The 18,947-nt window shown below is 64.6% G+C and carries 17 protein-coding genes and 1 pseudogene; 11 read left to right on the top strand and 7 right to left on the bottom strand.

The features are described from left to right. Window positions 1–2: 2 nt before the first annotated feature. Window positions 3–332, top strand: coding sequence for a hypothetical protein (locus ACWEV3_RS39785; protein WP_452618852.1), 330 nt, complete (start codon window positions 3–5; stop codon window positions 330–332). Here the strand turns inward: ACWEV3_RS39785 and ACWEV3_RS39780 are convergent. After that, window positions 323–3,973, bottom strand: coding sequence for a BTAD domain-containing putative transcriptional regulator (locus tag ACWEV3_RS39780; RefSeq protein WP_452618851.1), 3,651 nt, complete (start codon window positions 3,971–3,973; stop codon window positions 323–325). The two genes, ACWEV3_RS39785 and ACWEV3_RS39780, sit on opposite strands and share 10 nt — an antisense overlap. Before the next feature lie 304 nt (window positions 3,974–4,277). Here ACWEV3_RS39780 and ACWEV3_RS39775 point away from each other — a divergent pair, with 304 nt between their 5' ends. The 4 genes and pseudogenes from ACWEV3_RS39775 to ACWEV3_RS39760 all read left to right on the top strand — a co-directional run bounded on the left by ACWEV3_RS39775 (window position 4,278) and on the right by ACWEV3_RS39760 (window position 6,165). Then, window positions 4,278–4,706, top strand: a complete 429-nt coding sequence (locus ACWEV3_RS39775) for an SsgA family sporulation/cell division regulator (RefSeq protein ID WP_452618850.1) — start codon at window positions 4,278–4,280, stop codon at window positions 4,704–4,706. 253 nt (window positions 4,707–4,959) lie between these two features. Further along, window positions 4,960–5,481, top strand: a complete 522-nt coding sequence (locus ACWEV3_RS39770; RefSeq protein ID WP_452618849.1) for an acyl-CoA dehydrogenase family protein — start codon at window positions 4,960–4,962, stop codon at window positions 5,479–5,481. 220 nt (window positions 5,482–5,701) lie between these two features. Then, window positions 5,702–5,788 (top strand): annotated as a pseudogene (locus tag ACWEV3_RS39765) (hypothetical protein); the annotation flags it as partial. Between the two features lie 248 nt (window positions 5,789–6,036). Beyond that, window positions 6,037–6,165 (top strand): hypothetical protein, encoded by a 129-nt coding sequence (locus ACWEV3_RS39760; protein ID WP_452618872.1) that lies wholly within the window; start codon window positions 6,037–6,039, stop codon window positions 6,163–6,165. A 328-nt stretch (window positions 6,166–6,493) separates the two neighbouring features. Here ACWEV3_RS39760 and ACWEV3_RS39755 read toward each other — a convergent pair whose 3' ends face one another. Then, window positions 6,494–6,802 (bottom strand): hypothetical protein, encoded by a 309-nt coding sequence (locus tag ACWEV3_RS39755; protein ID WP_452618848.1) that lies wholly within the window; start codon window positions 6,800–6,802, stop codon window positions 6,494–6,496. Window positions 6,803–7,722: 920 nt separating this feature from the next. Here ACWEV3_RS39755 and ACWEV3_RS39750 point away from each other — a divergent pair. From ACWEV3_RS39750 to ACWEV3_RS39730, 5 genes are all read left to right on the top strand, one after another. Continuing rightward, on the top strand, window positions 7,723–9,000 hold the full coding sequence (locus ACWEV3_RS39750) for an ABC transporter substrate-binding protein (RefSeq protein WP_452618847.1): 1,278 nt from the start codon (window positions 7,723–7,725) through the stop codon (window positions 8,998–9,000). A 5-nt stretch (window positions 9,001–9,005) separates the two neighbouring features. Then, window positions 9,006–9,959, top strand: a complete 954-nt coding sequence (locus ACWEV3_RS39745) for a carbohydrate ABC transporter permease (RefSeq protein WP_452618846.1) — start codon at window positions 9,006–9,008, stop codon at window positions 9,957–9,959. A 63-nt stretch (window positions 9,960–10,022) separates the two neighbouring features. Beyond that, on the top strand, window positions 10,023–10,844 hold the full coding sequence (locus ACWEV3_RS39740) for a carbohydrate ABC transporter permease (RefSeq protein WP_452618869.1): 822 nt from the start codon (window positions 10,023–10,025) through the stop codon (window positions 10,842–10,844). A 7-nt stretch (window positions 10,845–10,851) separates the two neighbouring features. Further along, complete coding sequence (locus ACWEV3_RS39735; protein ID WP_452618845.1) at window positions 10,852–12,264, top strand: GH1 family beta-glucosidase; 1,413 nt, start codon at window positions 10,852–10,854, stop codon at window positions 12,262–12,264. A 215-nt stretch (window positions 12,265–12,479) separates the two neighbouring features. Beyond that, window positions 12,480–13,280 carry an SDR family NAD(P)-dependent oxidoreductase gene (locus tag ACWEV3_RS39730; protein ID WP_452618844.1) on the top strand — a complete coding sequence of 267 codons (801 nt, stop codon included), beginning with the start codon at window positions 12,480–12,482 and terminating at the stop codon, window positions 13,278–13,280. A gap of 178 nt (window positions 13,281–13,458) precedes the next feature. Here ACWEV3_RS39730 and ACWEV3_RS39725 read toward each other — a convergent pair whose 3' ends face one another. From ACWEV3_RS39725 to ACWEV3_RS39710, 4 genes are all read right to left on the bottom strand, one after another. After that, entirely contained in the window at window positions 13,459–13,704 is a 246-nt protein-coding gene (locus tag ACWEV3_RS39725) for a hypothetical protein (protein WP_452618843.1), read from the bottom strand. Window positions 13,705–14,032: 328 nt separating this feature from the next. Beyond that, window positions 14,033–14,611 (bottom strand): hypothetical protein, encoded by a 579-nt coding sequence (locus ACWEV3_RS39720; RefSeq protein WP_452618842.1) that lies wholly within the window; start codon window positions 14,609–14,611, stop codon window positions 14,033–14,035. Between the two features lie 42 nt (window positions 14,612–14,653). Further along, on the bottom strand, window positions 14,654–15,703 hold the full coding sequence (locus tag ACWEV3_RS39715) for a hypothetical protein (RefSeq protein WP_452618841.1): 1,050 nt from the start codon (window positions 15,701–15,703) through the stop codon (window positions 14,654–14,656). Between the two features lie 562 nt (window positions 15,704–16,265). Continuing rightward, window positions 16,266–16,478 (bottom strand): hypothetical protein, encoded by a 213-nt coding sequence (locus ACWEV3_RS39710; protein WP_452618840.1) that lies wholly within the window; start codon window positions 16,476–16,478, stop codon window positions 16,266–16,268. Window positions 16,479–16,863: 385 nt separating this feature from the next. Between ACWEV3_RS39710 and ACWEV3_RS39705 the strand changes: the two genes are divergently transcribed. Next, the gene (locus ACWEV3_RS39705) at window positions 16,864–17,385 is read left to right on the top strand and encodes a hypothetical protein (protein WP_452618839.1); all 522 of its coding nucleotides are present in this window, start codon (window positions 16,864–16,866) and stop codon (window positions 17,383–17,385) included. Between the two features lie 576 nt (window positions 17,386–17,961). Here the strand turns inward: ACWEV3_RS39705 and ACWEV3_RS39700 are convergent. Beyond that, the gene (locus tag ACWEV3_RS39700; protein ID WP_452618868.1) at window positions 17,962–18,309 is read right to left on the bottom strand and encodes an IS110 family transposase; all 348 of its coding nucleotides are present in this window, start codon (window positions 18,307–18,309) and stop codon (window positions 17,962–17,964) included. Window positions 18,310–18,947: the final 638 nt, after the last annotated feature.

Below are 18,947 nucleotides of genomic sequence, written 5' to 3'. Positions count from 1 at the left end.
ACATGGGTTTGCGGCTGCGGGAAACAGGTGGTCGCTCGACAATGTTCTCGGTGCTTGCTTCCGCAGCCGGAGTCTGTCCGGAGGTCGCGGAGCACCGGAGGCCCTCGATGCCCGTCGCCGATAAGATCTCCCCGAAAAAAGCACGACACGTGCTTCCATGTTCCGACGACCAGGGCAGCGATCGCGAACTGACGCTTGTGTTCGCTGGACGGCGGATGGTTCTGACCACCCCGGACGGTACTGATGTGGTCCTCACGCCGTTGCAGGCCGAACGGTTGCGTGCGGCGTTGCGAGATCTGTTGTTGGATGTTGACCCAAGCGATTACCTGTGAATCTCGGTCAGCGCGCCGTCCGGGGCGCGTCTGCGAACTTCGTCGACGACAGCGATGCGAGAATGCGCGTTCAGCTTACCCAGGATGCTGGTGACATGGCCTTGCACAATCCGCCGCGGTAGAGCCAGTTCGGTTGCGATGTCAGGGTTGGAACGCCCTTCCGCGACTAGGCGTGCGATCCGGACCTCTTCCGAAGACAGGGCCGCCCAGCCACCGGAGGGACGCACGAGTCGAGCGTGCGGACTCGGGATAATCCCATGTGCGCGGAGCCTGGACTCGGCTCGGCGAATGTCCCAGCGGGCGGACAGGAGGGCGAAGTGCTGGACTGCTTCGTCGAGTTTGTCCTGGGCGTCGTCCCGCAGATCCCGTTGGGCCAGGAGCAGCGCCGCGTCTTCTAGAGCTGCGGCGAGTTCGACCTCGCGCCCCACCTCTCGGTAGTGCTGCACCGCGGCCATGATCGGCTCGGGGTCGCCGGAGATGAGCCCTTGGCAGCGGGCAGACGCAGTGAACGCCCGGGCCGGCTGGCTTTCCTTTACCGCTTCTTCCTGGCACACGTCCAACGCTCGATGTGCCCGGTCGAGATCGCCGACTTCAACCGCCAGTCGGACGAGGTCCGGCAGCCATTGGTGCCGCAGCATCAGGGGTGCGAATCCCGGGCTTAGGATCGGGTCCAGGATGGACAGGGACTTGTCCGGTTCACCGCGTTGCTCGGCCGCTAGCGCCTGCGCGACCAGGAGGAAGTCACAGCTCTCCCGTTCCGCGCCGGTGGCCGGCGCATATTGTTCGGCAGCGTAGAGATGACGTGCGGCGGCCTTGCTGTCGTCCCGATGCCCGGCGATCAACGCGCCGACGCCATGCGCGAGCAGCGCTGCTGGGCCGGGCTCGCGCAACCCGTAGAAGGAGATCGCCGGACCGTCGTCCGTCAAGGTCTGCAGTTCGAGCACGGCGTCGTCCCAGCGGCCCACCCAGTAGTAGTGCACTGCCTCGGTCACTTGGAGACCGCTGGACGGGAGGTGTTGTGCTGCGACTACGCGAGCGGAGCGCATGGTCTTCTCTGCCTCGACGAGACGATCCAGGTTCTGCAGCGTGAAGGAGCGGTTGTCGAGCAGATCGAAGCGGAACTCCGAAAACTCGGGGTCATTGCCGACCACGCCGAGTGCCTTGTCGATGTGCTTGAGCGCGCGTACGTGATCTCGGCGCACCGTGTCAACCAGCCACCTGGTCTGCAACGCGTGCGCGATGGGGTAGGGCTCACCCGCGGTCACCGCCTCCTCGTACGCGTCATCGGCAGCCCTTTCGGTCGCGTCGAGATCGCTGAGGTCACCGCGCCGGAAGTTCGCCAGCAGCGATCTGTGCCTGACGCGCCATATCTCCGGGACCGCCGGATCATCAGCCGCGTCCCCCAGCGTTTCGATTGCTGCAGGCGTGTCGCCTCTTCGGTGCAACATCGCGGCCAGTAGCTGCCGCATCTCCGCCGACCGGTACGGGTCGGTCGCGATGGCGAGGGCTTGCCGCGCTTTCGCCTCGGGGTCACGCCCCGCGCGAAACAGAACCTTCACAAGTGCCGTGAGCAGCACTTCTCGGTTCGCGTCACCAGCCGGGCAGGTTTCGAGCGCGCGTTCGAACAGCTCGATGGCGATCAGCGGCGCCCGGTTGGACACCGCGACGTGGTTATCAGCCAGCCATTCCAACACCCAGCGTTCGTTGGCAGCCGGTGCGGCCAGGAGCTGTTCCGCGACCTGCCGCACCGGGGCGTCACCACGGGCGAGGGCCTCCGCCGCCTGCCGGTGCAGCGCGCCTCGCACAGCCTTCGGGATCCCTTCGTAGAGCGCCTGCCGCAGTAGTGGGTGCCGGAATGCGAGTTGGGTCTCGGCATCGACGACGACATCGGCAGCGATAGCTTCCTCGAAGGCCGGCAGAAGCTCGAACGCTTGTCGACCCGCGGCCGCGGCAACGTCGGTGACGGAGAACTCCAGCCCGAACAGCGCGCCCCAGCGGAGCACTTCCCGGCTCGGTGGGGAAAGGAAGTCGAGTCGTCTGCCGACAGCGGCAACGAGGGATTGAGGGGCTTCCGAGATCGATGCCGCGGGGACATCGGCAGTGCCGTTCCCGATCGCCACGGCATCGGCTCGCAGCAATGCGTCGGTCATTTCCTGCACGTACATGGGATTTCCCGCAGCGCGTGCGGCTATCTCCCGCAGTACGGGGCCTGGTTCGGCGCCGACCAACTCGGCGAGCAACTGGTCGGTCTCCGTCTCGGACAGCGGACCCAGCAGAAAAACCTCGCCATCCCGCAATTCGACTGCGCGGCGCAGCTGTCCCATCTCGGCCCGATCCGGTGCCGGGCGCGACGCTGCGACCAGCAACAGCGGCAATTGGCGCGTCGCCGCGCAGAGCCGGTGCCACACCAGGACGCTGGCCTCGTCCGCCCACTGCAGATCGTCGATGACCAGTATCAGCGGCGCGATCGCGCAGATCTCGTCGACGAGTTCGAGCAACCGGTGGACCGGGTCCGTGGCATGCTCGCCGTGCAAGGTGGCGGCAAGTTGCGCCCGCCGCGGGTCGGGTGCTGTCGCATCGATGCCGAGACACTCCGTCACGACCTGGAGTGGGAATCGCTGACTCAGCTCGTCGGCCACCGCCCATGCGAGTTGGCAGCCGCGGCGGCCGGCGTCGGCGAGGGCAACTGTGAGCAGCTCGGACTTTCCAATCCCTGGATCGCCCTCAATCCACACCGGTCGGCCACGGCCTGCCCGCACCTCGGCGACCAGATCCTGCAGGCGCGCGACCTCCGCAGTGCGCCCAACGAAGCGGCTTTCCCCGCTTCGCTGCAGCGCACGGGTGACATGGGCCGGAACGACCGAGAGCGGCGCGCTGCCAGCTGACCGTGGTGCGTTGTTGGGCACCGGTGCCCTCGCTGGTTCTGCATCCAGCACGGGATCGTTGGCCAGAATCTGTTCGTGTACTCGGCTCAGCTCGGGAGCCGGCTCGACGCCGAGCTCTTCAACCAGCATCCGGCGGGCGTCCCTGTAGACCTCTAATGCCTCCGCCGGTCGTCCGCTGCGATACAGGGCGATCATCAACAACACGCGCAACGACTCCCGCAACGGGAAGTCGCGGACGAGTCCGGCAAGTTCCGCAGCCAAATCCACGTGGCCGCCCAGCGCGAGAACCGCGGTCGAACGGTCTTCGATGGTCGCGAGGCGTAATTCCGCCAGGCGTTCGCGGTGGCGCTGGGCGAATGGCCCCGGAACGCCGGACAGCGCTTCTCCGCGCCATAGGCCCAACGCACCGTCCAGGGATGCAACCGCGGCCTCGTAGTCACCGGAGGAAAGCTGTTGCCGTCCCTGCTCGCGCAGCCGCTCGAAGACGCTGATGTCCAGGGCTTCCGGGGGAAGGCGAAGCGTGTAACCGGCTGGTTGCGAGATCAGGATGCCGTCGTTGGATCGGCGGGAGCGCTGCGGTTCCAGGCTGCGGCGCAGGCCAGAAATGTAGGTGTAGATGCTGCCTTCGGCGCTGGTGGGAGGGCGTTCCCCCCACAGGGCGTCGATGAGTTCATGTCGGGGGACGACGTGGTTGGCCTGCAGTGCCACCACCGCGAACACTGCTCGTTGGCGTGGCGGGCCGAGCGTGATCTCCACCTCTCCGAGCCAAGCACGCGAAGGCCCCAGCAATTCGACCCGAAGCGGGCCGCACGGGCTCGCAGGCATCGCCACCCCTAGTTGCGCAAGAGCCATCCATTTGGATCTCTTGCACCGTAGTGCCCTTTCGGGCATCCGTTTGTGCCCGTGATCGTCTTTACCTGGAGGATTGCCCTTTTGTACATGCGTGTTCGTCGGGCTTGGCCTGCGTGCTTGCGACGAGCTGAAGACGGCGTGAAGAAGTTGTGGATCCAGGGCGGCCATGCTGTGTGTCGTGCAGGATCCGACTCTGAGGAGCGCAGGCATGATGAGCGAGAACCACAAGACGATCTACTCTGCCGCGGTTTTCAACCTGATGGCCCCGGCCGATGTGCGGAGGCCGCTCGAGGTGGAACTGCGGTACGAAAGCCGTGATCCGTACGCGGTGAACATGAGCTTCCGCGCGGGGATGAGTGGCGAGGTCGACTGGGTGATCGACCGGGATCTGCTGGCGGCCGGCTTGGTCGTTGCGAGTGGTGAAGGTGACGTGCAAATCATCCCCCAACTTGACAAGCCCGAGCTCGTCGTCATCGCGTTGAGCTCGCCGTCCGGGCAGGCCGCCTTCGAAGCACCCGCTGCCAAACTGGCGGAGTTCCTGGACGAGACCTACGCCGCCGTCGCCCCCGGGGACGAGCACAAATGGATGAGCGTCGACGAGGTACTGAATCGATTATTGCAGACTGACCTGCACTGAGATGCTCTCAGTGGGCTGTGTGTCGGGGGCGTCTGCGTTGAGATGGGATGTGGGGCACCCAGCTGCCGGGACGGTGTGCGACGAGAGCTCTGGTCTAGGGCGACGGCCGGGTGGAAAAGGGCAGCACGCGAAGAGTCCCTCGACGGGATCAGTGACTTGGCGGAGAAAGTCTTCGACTGCGCCCATTATCCGCAGAAGAACATTCGTCTGAGGACTGGGCGCGCCTCACGGAGGCCGAGATGTCCTCCCAGCGGTGCCCAGGGAGTTCGGCGGCCGGGGTAGCCACGTCGAGTTGCGCCGTGTCGTGGAGCGCATCGCGGAGTGGAACCTGCCGTTGGCGATGTACACGAAGATCGTATCTGCGGTGGCCCTGCGGCCGATCGCCTTGCGCGGAAGCCGGGAGGCCAAGCTTGAGGTCTGCCCGGAGTTCGCCTCTGGCCGCCCGATGATCTGTGGTTTCGCCTCGACGGAGCCGGGCTGCGGCTCGGCGATGTCGAATATGGCCACGACCTTCGAGGAGGTCGGCAACGGCTACCGGATCCGTGGCCGCAAGCATTGGCAAGGCTTCAGCGCGACCGCGCACTGGTGGGTGGTCAGCGCTAAGAACGATCAGGATGGCAGGAAGTACGGCTATTTCGTCGTGCGGCGCGACGAAGGGTTCAGCACGGTTCAGCGATACGAGCCGATCGGCATGAAGCTGCTCGACTACGGCCTCAATGAGATCGACGCCATCGTACCGGCGCACCGCCGGCTGGTTGCCGAGGACGGGGACTGAGCGCCATGGCGGAGTTGCTGATGCCGCCGAGATCGATGATGGCCGCGCTGGCGGCGCTGGCGGACCTCCGGTTCGTGCAGTACCGGCTCAACGCGATCGAGGCGTCTAGCACGGTCTGCGACGCGTTGAGCCATTACCTGCGGACACGGCTGGACGTCATGGCCGACATGCGGAAGGCTTCCCCGTGGCCCAGGCGCTCAAGACGGTCGCCACCAAGCACATGGTCAATGCCGCGCATCACTACCAGCAGATTGTCGGTGGCGAGCGCTACCGATGCGGCTCGCCGACCAACATCGCCGCACAAGCGTTCCGCGACACGCGCGTCTTCACCATCTTCGATGGCACAAACGACCTGCTGAGCCAGCAGCTCACGCAATACTGCCAGGAAAGGCAGGGAACCGGGAAACTCAGCTCGGTTCTCGCAGCATGGGAGTCGACGTCTCCCGCCTGCCGCGGGCAGGACGTGGACTTGGCCTTCCTCGACGAACCGCTTCGGCAAGAGCACCTCGTGCTCGCTGGACGCGTCATCGCCTGCACATTCGCCATCGCGCAGTCATGGCCTGGGCCGTGGAGACCCCCGGCGAGGTCGCCGATCGGGCGCGCCGGGCGATCCAGTTCCTCAAGGCCGACATCCGCAAGATCGCGGCCGAGTTCGCACTGCTAGCTGACGGGGCCGTCGTCTGAGCTTGATCTTTATTGATCGGTAACTCAGGTGCGTGATTTTGGTTGGACTGACAAGACCGCTGGTGCGCAGGACTTGCGGACGTTGTCGCATGAGGAAATCGGCGACAGTAGGCTCGATGTCATGCCGGCGCTGAGGCGGATCTTGCCGCGGGGGACAACACGTCCGCTGCGCTGACCTTCGGATTAGCCGAAGTGCGGCGACACGTCATCCTATTGCGGATTTGTTCACCAGCAGAACTCGCGCCCTCGGGAGACGACTGTGAACTCTGCTCGTTGGCCGCGGCACGGCCTGAATCAAGCCAGGCCGAGGAATCGGGGTGCTCTGATATCAACGGGCGTCAACGACAGCTTGCGAGTCCAATCGATCGATGTTCGTGCGATTGCCGTTGTACGTTTCGATGACCACGCGAAGAAGGCCGCGGTCCTCATGGGACATGCGCCGCCGTCTTGCCGCCGCGATGGACGCCATCGTCTCTGCAGCAGCCAGTACGTTTCCGTGCTCCAGGTGGTCTGCCACGATGTCCGTTTGATCCTCTTTGAGGGCCGAGCCCATGTGGAAGAGCACTTGATCGAGGCCGTCTGTAAAGTCCTGTCGTTGGGTGGCCGATAGGAACGTGTCCCGGTCCGTGGTGGACATTCATCCTCCCCGGGTAGTCGAAGGAAAAGTCGCGTCAGTGGCGCGGTTGGTCTTTTCTGCCGCAGGGATGCGGACCGCCTTTGGGCGGCAATTGACGCGATCCCAAACGTTCGGTGGGAGTGGTCGACCCGATCCTGTATCGCAACCTTAGCGCCCCGCTGAGGTGCTGGTTAGCGCGTTGCCCTCGCATCCCTGCGAGGTTGCACGCATACACACGTGGTGGGCGGGTCCAGTTAATGATCTATCTGTAGCCCTATTCCTGGATACGCCTCGTTGCGCTCGGCTGCTCGTCGCGCCGGCCGCTGGCGGCTCCAGCCCAGGCGCTCGCACAGAATCGTCGACGTCTGTCTGGTCGAGATATCACGCCTCAGCGCGGTTCGAGGCCCCTGGTTCTGCCTACCGGAATCGAGCGTCTCCGCCGCTCGCATCTGATGCTTGCGCGAAGCATCGAAATCACTTCCAGCGGCTACACGTCCGAACGCTTGCCCCGCGGATGCTGGTGTGGACGACTTCGCTCTGCGTCGTGGCCGCTATTGCGCACGGTCCTGATCGATGTCGAGTACCGCCGCCTGGTCGAGGTGCTTCCTGATCGCACCGCCGAGACGCTGAGCGCGTTGGTTGCGGGCCCGTCGCGGGGTGAAGCTCGTCTGCCGAGACCGCGCCGGCAGTCACGACGACCGCACCCGCGTGGGCGGCCCCGGAGGCGCTGCAGGTGGCTGATCGATGCATGGGGAACAAGGCAGCAAGGCGAAGGCCGTGCTCTTGTGATCCCTCGCGCTCGTCTGAGGTCATGTGGCCGCGGTTGGATGTACCGGAGGACAGAGTTGCCTTCCCTCGGTGGACACGCTTTTCGAGCGCCCGGTGAACTCAGTGTTCAGCGTGCGGCATGGTGGTCCGCGACCGACAGGTGAGGAAGTGCGATGACGATAGGACGTTCGTTCTGGTCAGCCCTCGTTTTGAGCGCGGCCCTGCTCATGGTTCTGGGGGGATGCGGGGGAGTAAGCGGGTCCGGCAGCGGGAAGATCGAAATCAAGGTCGCGACCTTCGGCGAGTTCGGCTACGAACCGCTGTTTGAGGAGTACGAGGCACAGCACCCCAACATCGACCTCGTTCCTCAAGTCTCCGACTTCGAGGCCCACCACAAGGGACTGGCCACCCATCTCGCAGGCGGAAGCGGCGTCGCCGACGTCGTCGCGATCGAAGAGCAGTACATGCCGCAGTTCCTGCAGTCGAAGGACAAGTTCGTCAATCTGGCCGACTTCGGGGCCAAGGAGCTGCAGGGCCACTGGGCCCCGTGGAAATGGGAGCAGGGGGTCAGCAAGGACGGCAGCTTCGTCCTCGGCCTCGGGACGGACATGGGTGGTCTCGCACTCTGCTACCGCCGCGACCTGTTCGGGAAGGCAGGCCTGCCAACCGACCGCGATGAGGTCGCCGAGCTGTGGCCCACCTGGGAAGAGTTCGCCAGTGTTGCCGATCGGTTCAGCGCGGCGGTACCTGATGCCAAGTTCGCCGATTCCGCCGGCAGTATCTACACCGCGATCCTCAACCAGTCCGAGGAGAACTTCTTCTCGAAGGCGGACGATTCGTTCATCGCTGACCAGAACCCGAACCTCCGGCGTGCTTTCGAGATCGCCGGGAAAATCGGGGCGAAGGGACAGACCGCGAAGGTGACCACCTACACCCAGGCATGGAATGTCGCGGTCAAACAGGGGTCGTTCGCCGTTATGAATTGCCCGGCCTGGATGCTGGAGCAGATCAAGGAAGCGGGCGGTAACGCGAACACGGGTGTATGGGATGTCACGACGGTTCCCGGCAACAGCGGCAACCAAGGCGGTTCCTACCTGACCGTGCCGAAGCAGAGCTCACACCAGAGGGAAGCCTATGACGTCGTGACGTGGCTGACAGCTCCAGAGCAGCAGAAGAAGATCTTCTTGCAGAGTGGAATCCTGCCCAGCGCACCAGCCGCCTACCAGGCCCCCGAGGTGGTCAGCAAGACCGATCCCTACTTCAACAACGCGCCGGTCGGCAAGATCTACGCGGCTGCTGCGGACAGCCTGCAACCGCACTACCGCGGACCCAAGGACAGCGTCGTGCGCCCGAAGTTCGGTTTGGCGCTTGGCCGCGTCGAAAACGGGAAGCAAACCCTCGACGAGGCGTGGAACGAAGCCGTCCAACAGGCGCGCGAAGCAGTCAAGTAGGGATGATGCCAGCGCGCCCGTCGCTCTTGCCGTCAACCGTTTCGGGTTCACGCTGGAGTGAGCTGCTCGCCAGGATCGACGGTCGGGTCACGCCGTACCTCTTCATCGCGCCATTCTTCGTGCTGTTCGCGGTGTTCGGGTTCTTCCCGCTGCTGTACACCGCGTGGGTCTCGCTGCACGACTGGCACCTGATCGACGGCGATCAGGGTTTCGTCGGGTCGGCGAACTACTCCGCGTTGTTCGCCGACCCCGACTTCTACAACGCCCTGTTCAACACAGCGAGCATCTTCCTGGTTTCCACCGTTCCGCAGTTGTTGGCCGCTCTCGGCATCGCGGCTTTGCTCAACCGGCCACTGCGCGCGGGAACCGCATGGCGGGCCGGAGTCCTGCTGCCGAATGTTGTTTCCGTGGTAGCCGTGACGTTGGTCTTCGCCCAGTTGTTCAGGCGTGATTTCGGCGTGGCCAACTGGATCCTGGGGATGGTCGGAGTGGAACCCGTGGACTGGGAGAACCAGCGCTGGTCCTCCCACTTGGCCATCGCAGTCATGGTGATGTGGCGTTGGACCGGCTACAACGCCCTGCTTTACCTGGCAGCTATGCGCAACGTCCCGAGGGAGCTCTACGAAGCCGCAGCGCTGGACGGAGCATCGCGGTGGCGGTCGTTCTGGTCGATCACCGTCCCGGGAATCCGGCCGACCATCGTCTTCACCGTGGTGGTGTCGACCATCGGCGGCCTGCAGCTGTTCGCGGAGCCGCAGCTGTTCGACTCGTCGGGAACCGGGGGCGTTGGTGGCAACGACCGCCAGTTCCAGACATTGACCATGTACCTGTACGAGAAGGGATTCGGCCTGTTCGACGCCGGGTATGCGGCAGCGATCGCATGGGTTCTGTTCGCTGTGTGCCTGGTGTCCGCGTTGGGGAACTTCGCCCTGGTTCGTCGAATCAGGGGAGGTGGTTGAGCGGTGCGTGGGAGTGTTGTTGGTCGGTCGCCGCAGGTTCGCGGATCTGCGGGCAGGCGTCGGCTGGTCCGCCGGCCCGGCGGTCTGGTCTACGGGTTTCTCTTCGCGGTGGTCGCGACGTCGGTTTTCCCGCTGTACTGGTCCTTCGTGGTGGCTTCGAGTGATGGATCGGCGATCGGCGAGGCGAGTCCTCCGCTGATCCCGGGCGGCTACTTCCTGGACAACGTCCGACGTGTCTTCGACACCGTGGATTTCTGGTTGGCGATCCAGAACTCGCTGATCGTCTCGGGGACGGTCATGGTGTCGACCGTCGTGCTGTCCAGCTTCGCCGGATTCGCTTTTGCTCGTCTGCGCTTCCCGGGGAGGAACAGCCTGTTCCTTGTCGTGCTCGGTACGGTAATGGTGCCCGCCCAGCTCGGCGTGATCCCCTTGTACATGGTGGTCGGGAACTTCGGGTGGTACGGCCGTTTGGAAGCGGTGATCGTGCCGGGTCTGATCAATGCGTTCAGCGTCTTCTGGATGCGCCAAGCGTGCGAGGAGGCGGTGCACGTCGAGCTGGTCGATGCGGCACGAGTCGACGGCTGTTCGCTGTGGGGAACGTTCTGGCACGTCGCGGTCCCTGCGATCCGCCCGCAAGCGGCGGTGTTGGGCATGGTGACGTTCATGGCCGCGTGGAACGATTTCTTCTGGCCGCTGATCGTGCTGGACCCGAACGAGAGCCCCACCGTTCAGGTCGCCATGTCGAGGCTGGCGAGCGGGTATTTCCTGGACTACTCGTTGATGCTGACCGGTGCGACGCTCGGCGTTTTGCCCGTTATCGTTGTATTCGTCTTGCTGGCACGTCAGATTGTGGACGGAATCACTCGAGCTTCAGTCAACAGATGAGGTGGGTATGACCAACGGGCAGGAACTTGCATTCTCGCCGGGCTTCACTTGGGGAGTTGCCACGGCCTCCTACCAGATCGAGGGCGGTGCGACGGAAGATGGTCGTGGACCGTCGATCTGGGACACGTTCACCGCCCGGGAGGGCAAGGTCGTCAACGGTGACACGGGTGAGACGGCCTGCGATCACTTTCACCGTTACCCCGAAGACGTCGCACTGATCGCGGAACTCGGCTTCCCGACGTACCGCTTCTCGGTGTCCTGGCCCCGAGTCATGCCGGACGGCCGAACACTGCAGCCAGCGGGAATCGCGTTCTACGACCGACTTGTCGACGAGCTGCTCAGCCGGGGCATTGATCCGATGGTCACTCTCTACCACTGGGACCTGCCACAGGCACTTGAAGACACAGGGGGATGGCGCTCCCGCGACACCGCTGCACGGTTCGCCGATTACGCGGCGACGGTGTACAGCGCTCTTGGCGATCGAGTGCAGGACTGGACGACGCTCAACGAGCCGTTCTGCTCGGCCTTCCTCGGCTACGGCAACGGGGTGCACGCGCCAGGAATTGCGGAGCCCGGCACGGCACTAGTCGCAGCGCACCATCTCCTGCTGGCCCATGGATGGGGAATGGCCGCATTACGGACAGTCGCACGCCTCGGCCAACGATTCTCCATCGTGCTGAACTTCTCGCCGGCCCTGACTGATGTGGACGACGAGCCCCATCGCGAGGCAGCGCGCAAGTTCGATGGTATGCACAACAGGGTGTTCCTCGATCCGGTGCTGGGGCGGGGCTATCCCAAGGATGTGCTCGGCGATGTCGCTCACCTGCAGGCCCTGGAACCCGCAGTCCATGACGACGACATGAAGGAGATTGCCGCCCCGCTGGACTGGCTTGGGGTGAACTACTACGCGCCGACTCGGGTGGTGCCGGCGCCGGATCCAACCGAACCGAGCAACTGCGGCCTTCCAGGCTTGCGGGGATTCAACGTGCTTCCACCGCGCAGCCCACTCACTTCGTCTGGTTGGGAGCAGACGCCAGAGTCGCTGACTGATCTGTTGCTGTGGCTGTACCGGCACTGCCCACACGTTCCGCTCGTGGTGGCGGAGAACGGCGCAGCCTTCCCGGACACTATCGACTGTGATGGTCGGATCCGAGACGGCGAACGGATCCGCTACTTCGCCGAGCACCTCCGCGCCGTCCACCGGGCGATCGAGGAAGGTGCAGACGTGCGCGGCTACCTCGCCTGGTCATTGCTGGATAACTTCGAGTGGGCGATGGGGTATTCGCAGCGCTTCGGGTTGATTCACGTCGACTTCGACACACAGCAGCGCACGATCAAAGACAGCGCCCGGTTCTTCTCGCGTGTTGTGGCTGCCAACGCCATCCCGGCCGACGCCCCTGCCGATCGCACAACGGACTGACATCAACGAACCGGGGCGGTCAGCCGGACCGGTGGCAGAGTCTTGCGACGCCGGTTGAAGGCCCTTGTGGTCGCCGTCACATATCTTACTTCGCTCGCGCTTATATATAGCGTTTGTTAGTATGACGCGTCTGCAAATAGTATATCTCGGCGATCCCCGCAGAAGCACACGGGCAACGCGCGGGGCGTCCCCGGGGCCGGAGATGAAGGAGCATCATGCAGATCGACCTGTCCAGCCGCACCGCCGTCGTCACGGGCTCCACCGCGGGTATCGGGCGGGCCATCGCGGTGGCGGCGGCCCGCGCCGGCGCCACCGTGGTGGTCAACGGCAGGGAAGAATCGCGCACGGTCGAAGCCGCCCGCCAAGTGGCTGACGAAGCCGGAGCCGCAGCGGAATCCGTGCAGTCCGTGGCTGCGGACGTGTCCACCGCTGAGGGCGCGCAGAAGCTCATCGACGCCGTGCCCGACTGCGATGTCCTGGTCAACAACGCCGGAATCTTCGCGGCCACCCCGGTCTTCGAGATCACCGACGACGAATGGCGGCGTTTCTTCGACGTCAACGTCCTCAGCGGCGTGCGCCTGGCACGTCACTACGCACCGCGCATGGCCAAGCGCGGCTGGGGGCGGGTGCTGTTCGTCAGCAGCGAGTCTGCTGTTATGACACCGACGGAGATGGTGCACTACGGCATGACCAAGACCGCGCAGCTGGCGGTCTCCCGCGGAATGGCCCAGGAGCTCAAGGGGTCCGGCGTGACGGTCAACTCGATCCTGCCCGGCCCTACCCTGACGCCCGGCGTGGAGGAATTCATCGCCGACCGCGTCGGTCCGGGCGGCTCCTTCGACGAGGCGGAGACCGCGTTCATCCGGCAGGAGCGGCCCACCTCGCTGCTCGGCCGCCTCATCCGGCCCCACGAGGTAGCCGCCCTCGCTGTCTATGCCGCCTCCGAGCATGCGTCAGCCACGACAGGTGCGGCCCTGCGGGTCGACGGCGGCGTTGCTCCCACCCTCATTCCTTGATCTCGCTCCGGGGTCGCGGGTGACCCCACCCCGGAAGCACGACACCTGCTTCGAGCATCACCTGAACAACCGGATTCCACAGCTGGGCTTCGTGTCTGCTCGACGACCGCGCGCCCGTTCGCGCATTTCGCCGAACTGCACGTTGGAGCTGCGGTCGGTGACTTCCCGGTAGGCAAGGTCAGGTGCCTCGGCTGGTGAGGGCGGGTTCGGGAGTGGTGGTGAAGTGCGGCAGCACTTCATGTGCCAGCTCCTGGAGCACCTCGTCGACCGGGCGGTCTCCGGGGCGGAGGCTGAAGGAGACGTGCGTGACGCCGAGTTCCCCCATCGCGCGCAACTGCTCGATGAGGGCTGCCTGCCGGGCCCGCATGCCCAATCGGAGCGGGGTGGCGGCGGTACCGGGGTCCGCGACGAGATTGAGCTGCATCGGAGTGAGGTACGGCTTCGGGCTCTTCGCGGTGAGCTGCCGTCACTCGCGGATCTTGTTGCGTAGCGCTGCACTTGCCGAAAATCGCATCCATACAAGTCATGCTGCGCGGTGGTCGTGGAGGATGCCACCCAGTCGGTCGTGTCGACGTACTCGATCTGCTCTGGCTGAAGGATCTGTCCGTCCGAAGTGGCGCCGCGCCGGTGACCGGCCGCGCTGAGGCCTCCGGGAGCGGGTACCGGTCGGCAGCCGACAACACCTACCGGCAGGATCTCATCGCGATGGCTTTCGGCGGCCGGCAGCGGACTCGGTGAAGATCGCGCCAGGATCAGTCGGTGAGGCGAGGTGCCTGAACGGGCTCGGCGTTCGTGGTGTCGGGCGAGTTCGACCCGGGAGGTTGGAGGAGAGCGAACTTGGTGGGCGGAGGCTCCTGTGGCGTCACGGGCATGAACTTGGTGGTACACGCGTCTGCGGCAGTCAACTCGTCTTGGGCTGGGGCCGAGTTGGGGGAGGCCGTCCTTCCGGATGTTCGCGTCCGGTGATCGATCACGTCTCTTGATGTACCCGTGCGCGGACGGAACTCTGCCCCGATCGACGCGAACTTGGCCGTGGGTGTCGGATCCGCGGCGCGCGCATCAAGCAGGTCGACCTGCTTGGGGTCGCAATCGTGTATTCCATGCACTCGTCGCAGAGTCTGGCGGTCTTCCTGCGATATCGAAAGATTTCTCGCCACGGCGATCGAGACCAGCGCTCTCGCTGCCGCCACCCCTCTTTCGGCGTCCAGGTCCTCCGCGATTTGGGCGAGCATGCCATCGTCGATCTCGGCAGCCATGTGGAAGAACAGCTGATCTTGATCAGCGAGTTGGCGCGTTCGCCCAGACAGCTCAGGAAACTGGGCGGAAACCATTTGAAGATTCCTGCCATCGGCGTGGCTCACGGCCCTTTGACGTTACAGACGCGGAGGCGCCACGCGCACCTTCGTGGTCGTTCCCGGCAGTGGGCGCTGGCCAGTCAGTACGAGCACTCCGTTCTGATCGCCGTACAGTTCGTAGCGGTAGAAGGCGACTGCGTAGGCGGTGAGTGCGTGGCGCTGCTGGGCTGGAGCCAGTTCCTGGGCGGGGCAGGTACTGTCGTCCTCGCCGAATTTGAACGGCGGAGTCCAGTTCGTGTTGTAGTAGTTGTGGTTCGCGTTGAGCAGCGAAACCGAGTAGTCCGTCACGGTGTTGCGCCCAGCGAGGTCGTCCAAGTACTGCTGGCCCGCTTCGCCGACCGCGCCATCACAACCGCTGGTGACCACCGTGAACGGCAGTGTGGTGACGAGCGTGTCGCTGTGATCGCCCTCCGGAACGTCGAACTTGACCGGCGCCAGTGCCAAGACCGCGCCGACTTGCACACCGGGCGGCCATTCGCCACGGTGCTTGTCGGATGCCTGCCACATGACGCCTTTGCCGCCGCGTGAATGTCCCAGGGTGCCGACGCGAGTCATGTCGACGTGGCCGGTGAACTCCGGCGTGACCGGCCGTCCGGTGTCCGGGGCGACAAACCGTCCGGCCAGCGGCCCAGCCCCGCTGGCCGCCAACTGCTGCCACATCCGCAGGTGCTCGTTGACCAGTCGGGCTCGGTCGCCGTAGTCAAAAGAGGTCTGGTTGATGCCGTCCACACTGATCGACACCACGACGAATCCGGCTGAGGCCAGAGCGGTACCCAGGTAGTCATAGCCTCGATAACTTGGGAACGGGCGCGAGCCGGCCGGGCAGGGCCAAGTGCCGGCATCCTGGGCGTCGCAAGCCCACCACGATCCGTGCGCCATGACGATCAGCGGGGACTGACCGGTGAGCTTTCGCGGATAGTGCACCACTGCACGCAGTTCGCTGACCGTGCCGGTCTGGGGATCGGTGAAAGCCGTGTCAGCCAAGTCATACTCGGCGATCGCGACCGAGTTGCCACCGCCCCGAGCCGAGGCGGATACCTGCGCAGTCACCACTAGCAAGCTGGCCATCAGCGACAGTACAGCCGCGGCAATGAGCGTGACCCGAACTTGATTTCTCATACTAATCAAGACGCGCTGTGTGGGCGGACCGTTACCTCGAATCCCGCACATTGCCTCATTGGCCCTGAATGCCTGCCTTTCGGCACAGCGGAAGCGCCCATTCTGGGGACGCTCGACGAGACCACATCATGCGACTAACGCCCTAGATAAGTAGATCTTAAGTGTGGGCTGGTGTGGAGACAGACGAAGGTTTTTTTCAAGATCAGCGGTTCGTCCTCACGCGCTGGGTGTCGGCCGCGGCGGTGCAAAATCGGCTACCAGCGCTACTGAGAGGTTTGACACGCCTGTCTTTCGGGACAAGTCGAGTCGAGGATCGGACAGGAGGTCTCCTTCGGCTGATGAGGACAGCTGCGTGGACCGACGACGTCGCACAGTAGGCACAGTATCCGCTTGCGGGAAATGCGTGTTTCGTCTCGTTAGTCCGTTCTCGTTGGCGCAATGGTGCGATCATCAGTGACCGCTCGGCCACATTTCGTGGTCGGAGATGAAAACTCCTTCGCTCGTGGAGTATTCAGGGTTCCGTGCAGCTGACCAGATCATCGTTCTCCCGCCGGAACCTGTTGCGCCTGTCCGGTGCGTCGACGGCCGCCGTGTCTTCGACGAGGGACTTGGCGGCCTTTCGTGATTCGTAGCGCACGGGCAGGTGCTCGACGGTGCCATCGTCGGTCACGTCGAGTACGCCGTCGAGCACCTGCGCGTGCCGCTGGTCGTGGTAGTGGGGCACGGCACCGGTCGGCCGAGCGAGATTTCGCTCTGGGCACCTGCCTTGGGGCCAACGGCTTATCTGAGCAATGCGCACGGTGGCGTCACAGCAGGCACAGGCCCCGCCCGAGTGAGCTCGCGGATCTCCCAGGGAGCCGTTCAACACATCGCAGAGTACGACTACCAGGAAATTTACCCGAGGCCAAAATGGTTCGAAACCACAACCTCAGGCCGCGCGTGTGCGCTGACCAACACCCAGCTGGCAATCACGACCCGAGTGCGGATCAATCATCTGGTACGCGGGAGAATATGGATTTCCCTGCGCTTGCGGGACTTGCGGTCTTTCTCCCGGTTGTCGCCGGGGTGATGCTGTCATGATGTCTGAATTCGTACGTAGGGTCACCGGGTTGGGTAGGCTGCTGCCCGGCCGGTTACGCGCGCCCAGCCGGGGCACGGCCGAGTACCGGTACGAGCTCGAACGAAAGCTGCACGACGGCCCGGCGGAGGGCCTGTCGGCGCTCGCCATCGAGCTGGCCCTGATCTCCGCCACGGCAGGTGACCGGCAGCTCGCGGTCCGGATCGCCGAGATGGGTGGCACCGTCTGCCAGCTCGTCGACCGCCTGCGCCTGCTCGGCGCCGCCATCTACCCGCCGACGCTTCACGCTGGCCTAGAGCCGGCGTGGACGTCCGTCGCCGAGCACTGCGACCTGCGGCTACGACTGGACCTGTCGAACCACGACCTGGACGCGCATGCATCCGCCCGGGTGGGTCTCCTTGTCGCGGACTACCTGCGTACCTTGGAGCCCGGCACCACCGTGCAGGTACGAGTGCGGGGCAAGAGGTTCGCGCAGGTGCACATCACCGAGCAACGGCCAGACCCAAATTCTGCGCAGCGACGACGCTTCTGGGCCGTACTGGTATGTGGGTAGCCTCATCGCGAGGAACGGCTCGCTGCTTCTGGGCGGGCTTTGTCTTTTGATGGAAGCAGGGCACGAGGCGGTCGGGCACGTTTGCGGCGATGACGTGCTGAAGCGGTGTGCTGAATCTGTTGACTGGCTCCGTTCTTGCGTGCTTATGAGGTGACCGCTGGCGGAGCTCTCGTCGCACGTGTAGTGCGTGCGCGACTTTGCGGACCGGCTCGAAGGACCCGGCGAGTTCGTCAGCACCGATGCAGGCGGCGTTTAACGTTGCCAGCAGGGCGAGGACCTGGCCGCCGAAGGCTTCCTCCACCAGCGAAGGTTGGTGGAGCTGCGGCTTGCGAAGTTGCTCTTTGATCTCGGCGGTGGTCTGGTCGATGTTGCGGCTGCGGTCGGGTCGGCGCAGCGCGGCGACGATGGGGGTCTTCGACAGCTTCGCCGCGGCTGCAGGTGTCGGCTCGATCGCCGGAATTTCGCGGGTATCAGGGGTGGCGAGGTTCGTCGCCGACTGCCGGCGAAGGTTTCGAGGAAAGTCGGGTAGTACTCCCTCAGTACCGAGCGCAGTTCGGTGCTTGCCTTGGTGCGGCGTCAGATCGCGTCCTGCTGGGCTTTCTCGAGCACGGCGATGGCCTGGGCCAGGTCGCTGTCGGCTGGGACGCGGCGGTGCATGTGGGCATCGACGCGCAGGATGTTCGCCAAGGTCATGGCGTAGACGTCGGCGTGGTCGGATTTGGTTTCGGGCAGCCGAGTAGCGCTCCGGTAGCGGGCGACCGCCATCGGGTTGATCGCGAAAATAGGACGACCGGTGGCGCGTAGCGAGGCGACAAGCAGGCCACGTGGTGTCTCGATCGCAACCGGTATCGGGTTTTCGGCAGTGTCACCGAGTTCGGCGAGTAGTTCTGTCAGTTCGGCGAAGCCATCAACGTCCTCGTTGATACGTTTCTTGGCCTCGAGCGTGCCCTCGGCGTCGACTATGGCCAGGTCTGATGGCTTTCCACCCAGTCGATCCCGCAGAACAACCCGCTACCTCCAGTCGACCGATAGCGCTACTGGCCAGCGACCAGTGAGAACGCGCAGCGCCCTAATGAGAGGCTCGATGGCCTTCCCTCCGATGAGCTGTTCGTGATCCCAGCGACCAGCACGGCGACCAGTCTTCGCGTCAGAGCTCGAAGGCTCCCGAAAAGCAAGGCCTCCACTGTGCGGGCGGGCTCGTACCACGTACACCAACCTGGACTCGCTGGGACCGAGCTGCCGCTCTTTTTCGAGACCTCGAACGGGCCAGGTAACAGAGAGGCTTCACAGCCTCAGCGAGCCGTTCGGAATTCATTAGAGAGGTGCACCGTCCATCGGACAGTCCCGCGGCCCAGGCTGTACCTCCACTCTTGGGTGGGGACTGTTCCGCGAGCGGTGTTTTCGGCCTGACGCGCCGGGCTGGGGTCCGGCGGGATGGGCACTGTGAGTGATGACATCGGATGCTGTGAGTCCACAGAGGAACGTGAAACAGGCAGGACGGCAGCCTTCGCCGGAACAGGCGGCCGTGGCGGCGATGGTGGCCCAGGCCCGGGAGCAGGGTC

The sequence above is a fragment of the Saccharopolyspora sp. NPDC003752 genome (genome assembly GCF_053605825.1).
This window is presented reverse-complemented; position numbering and strand designations above follow the sequence as displayed.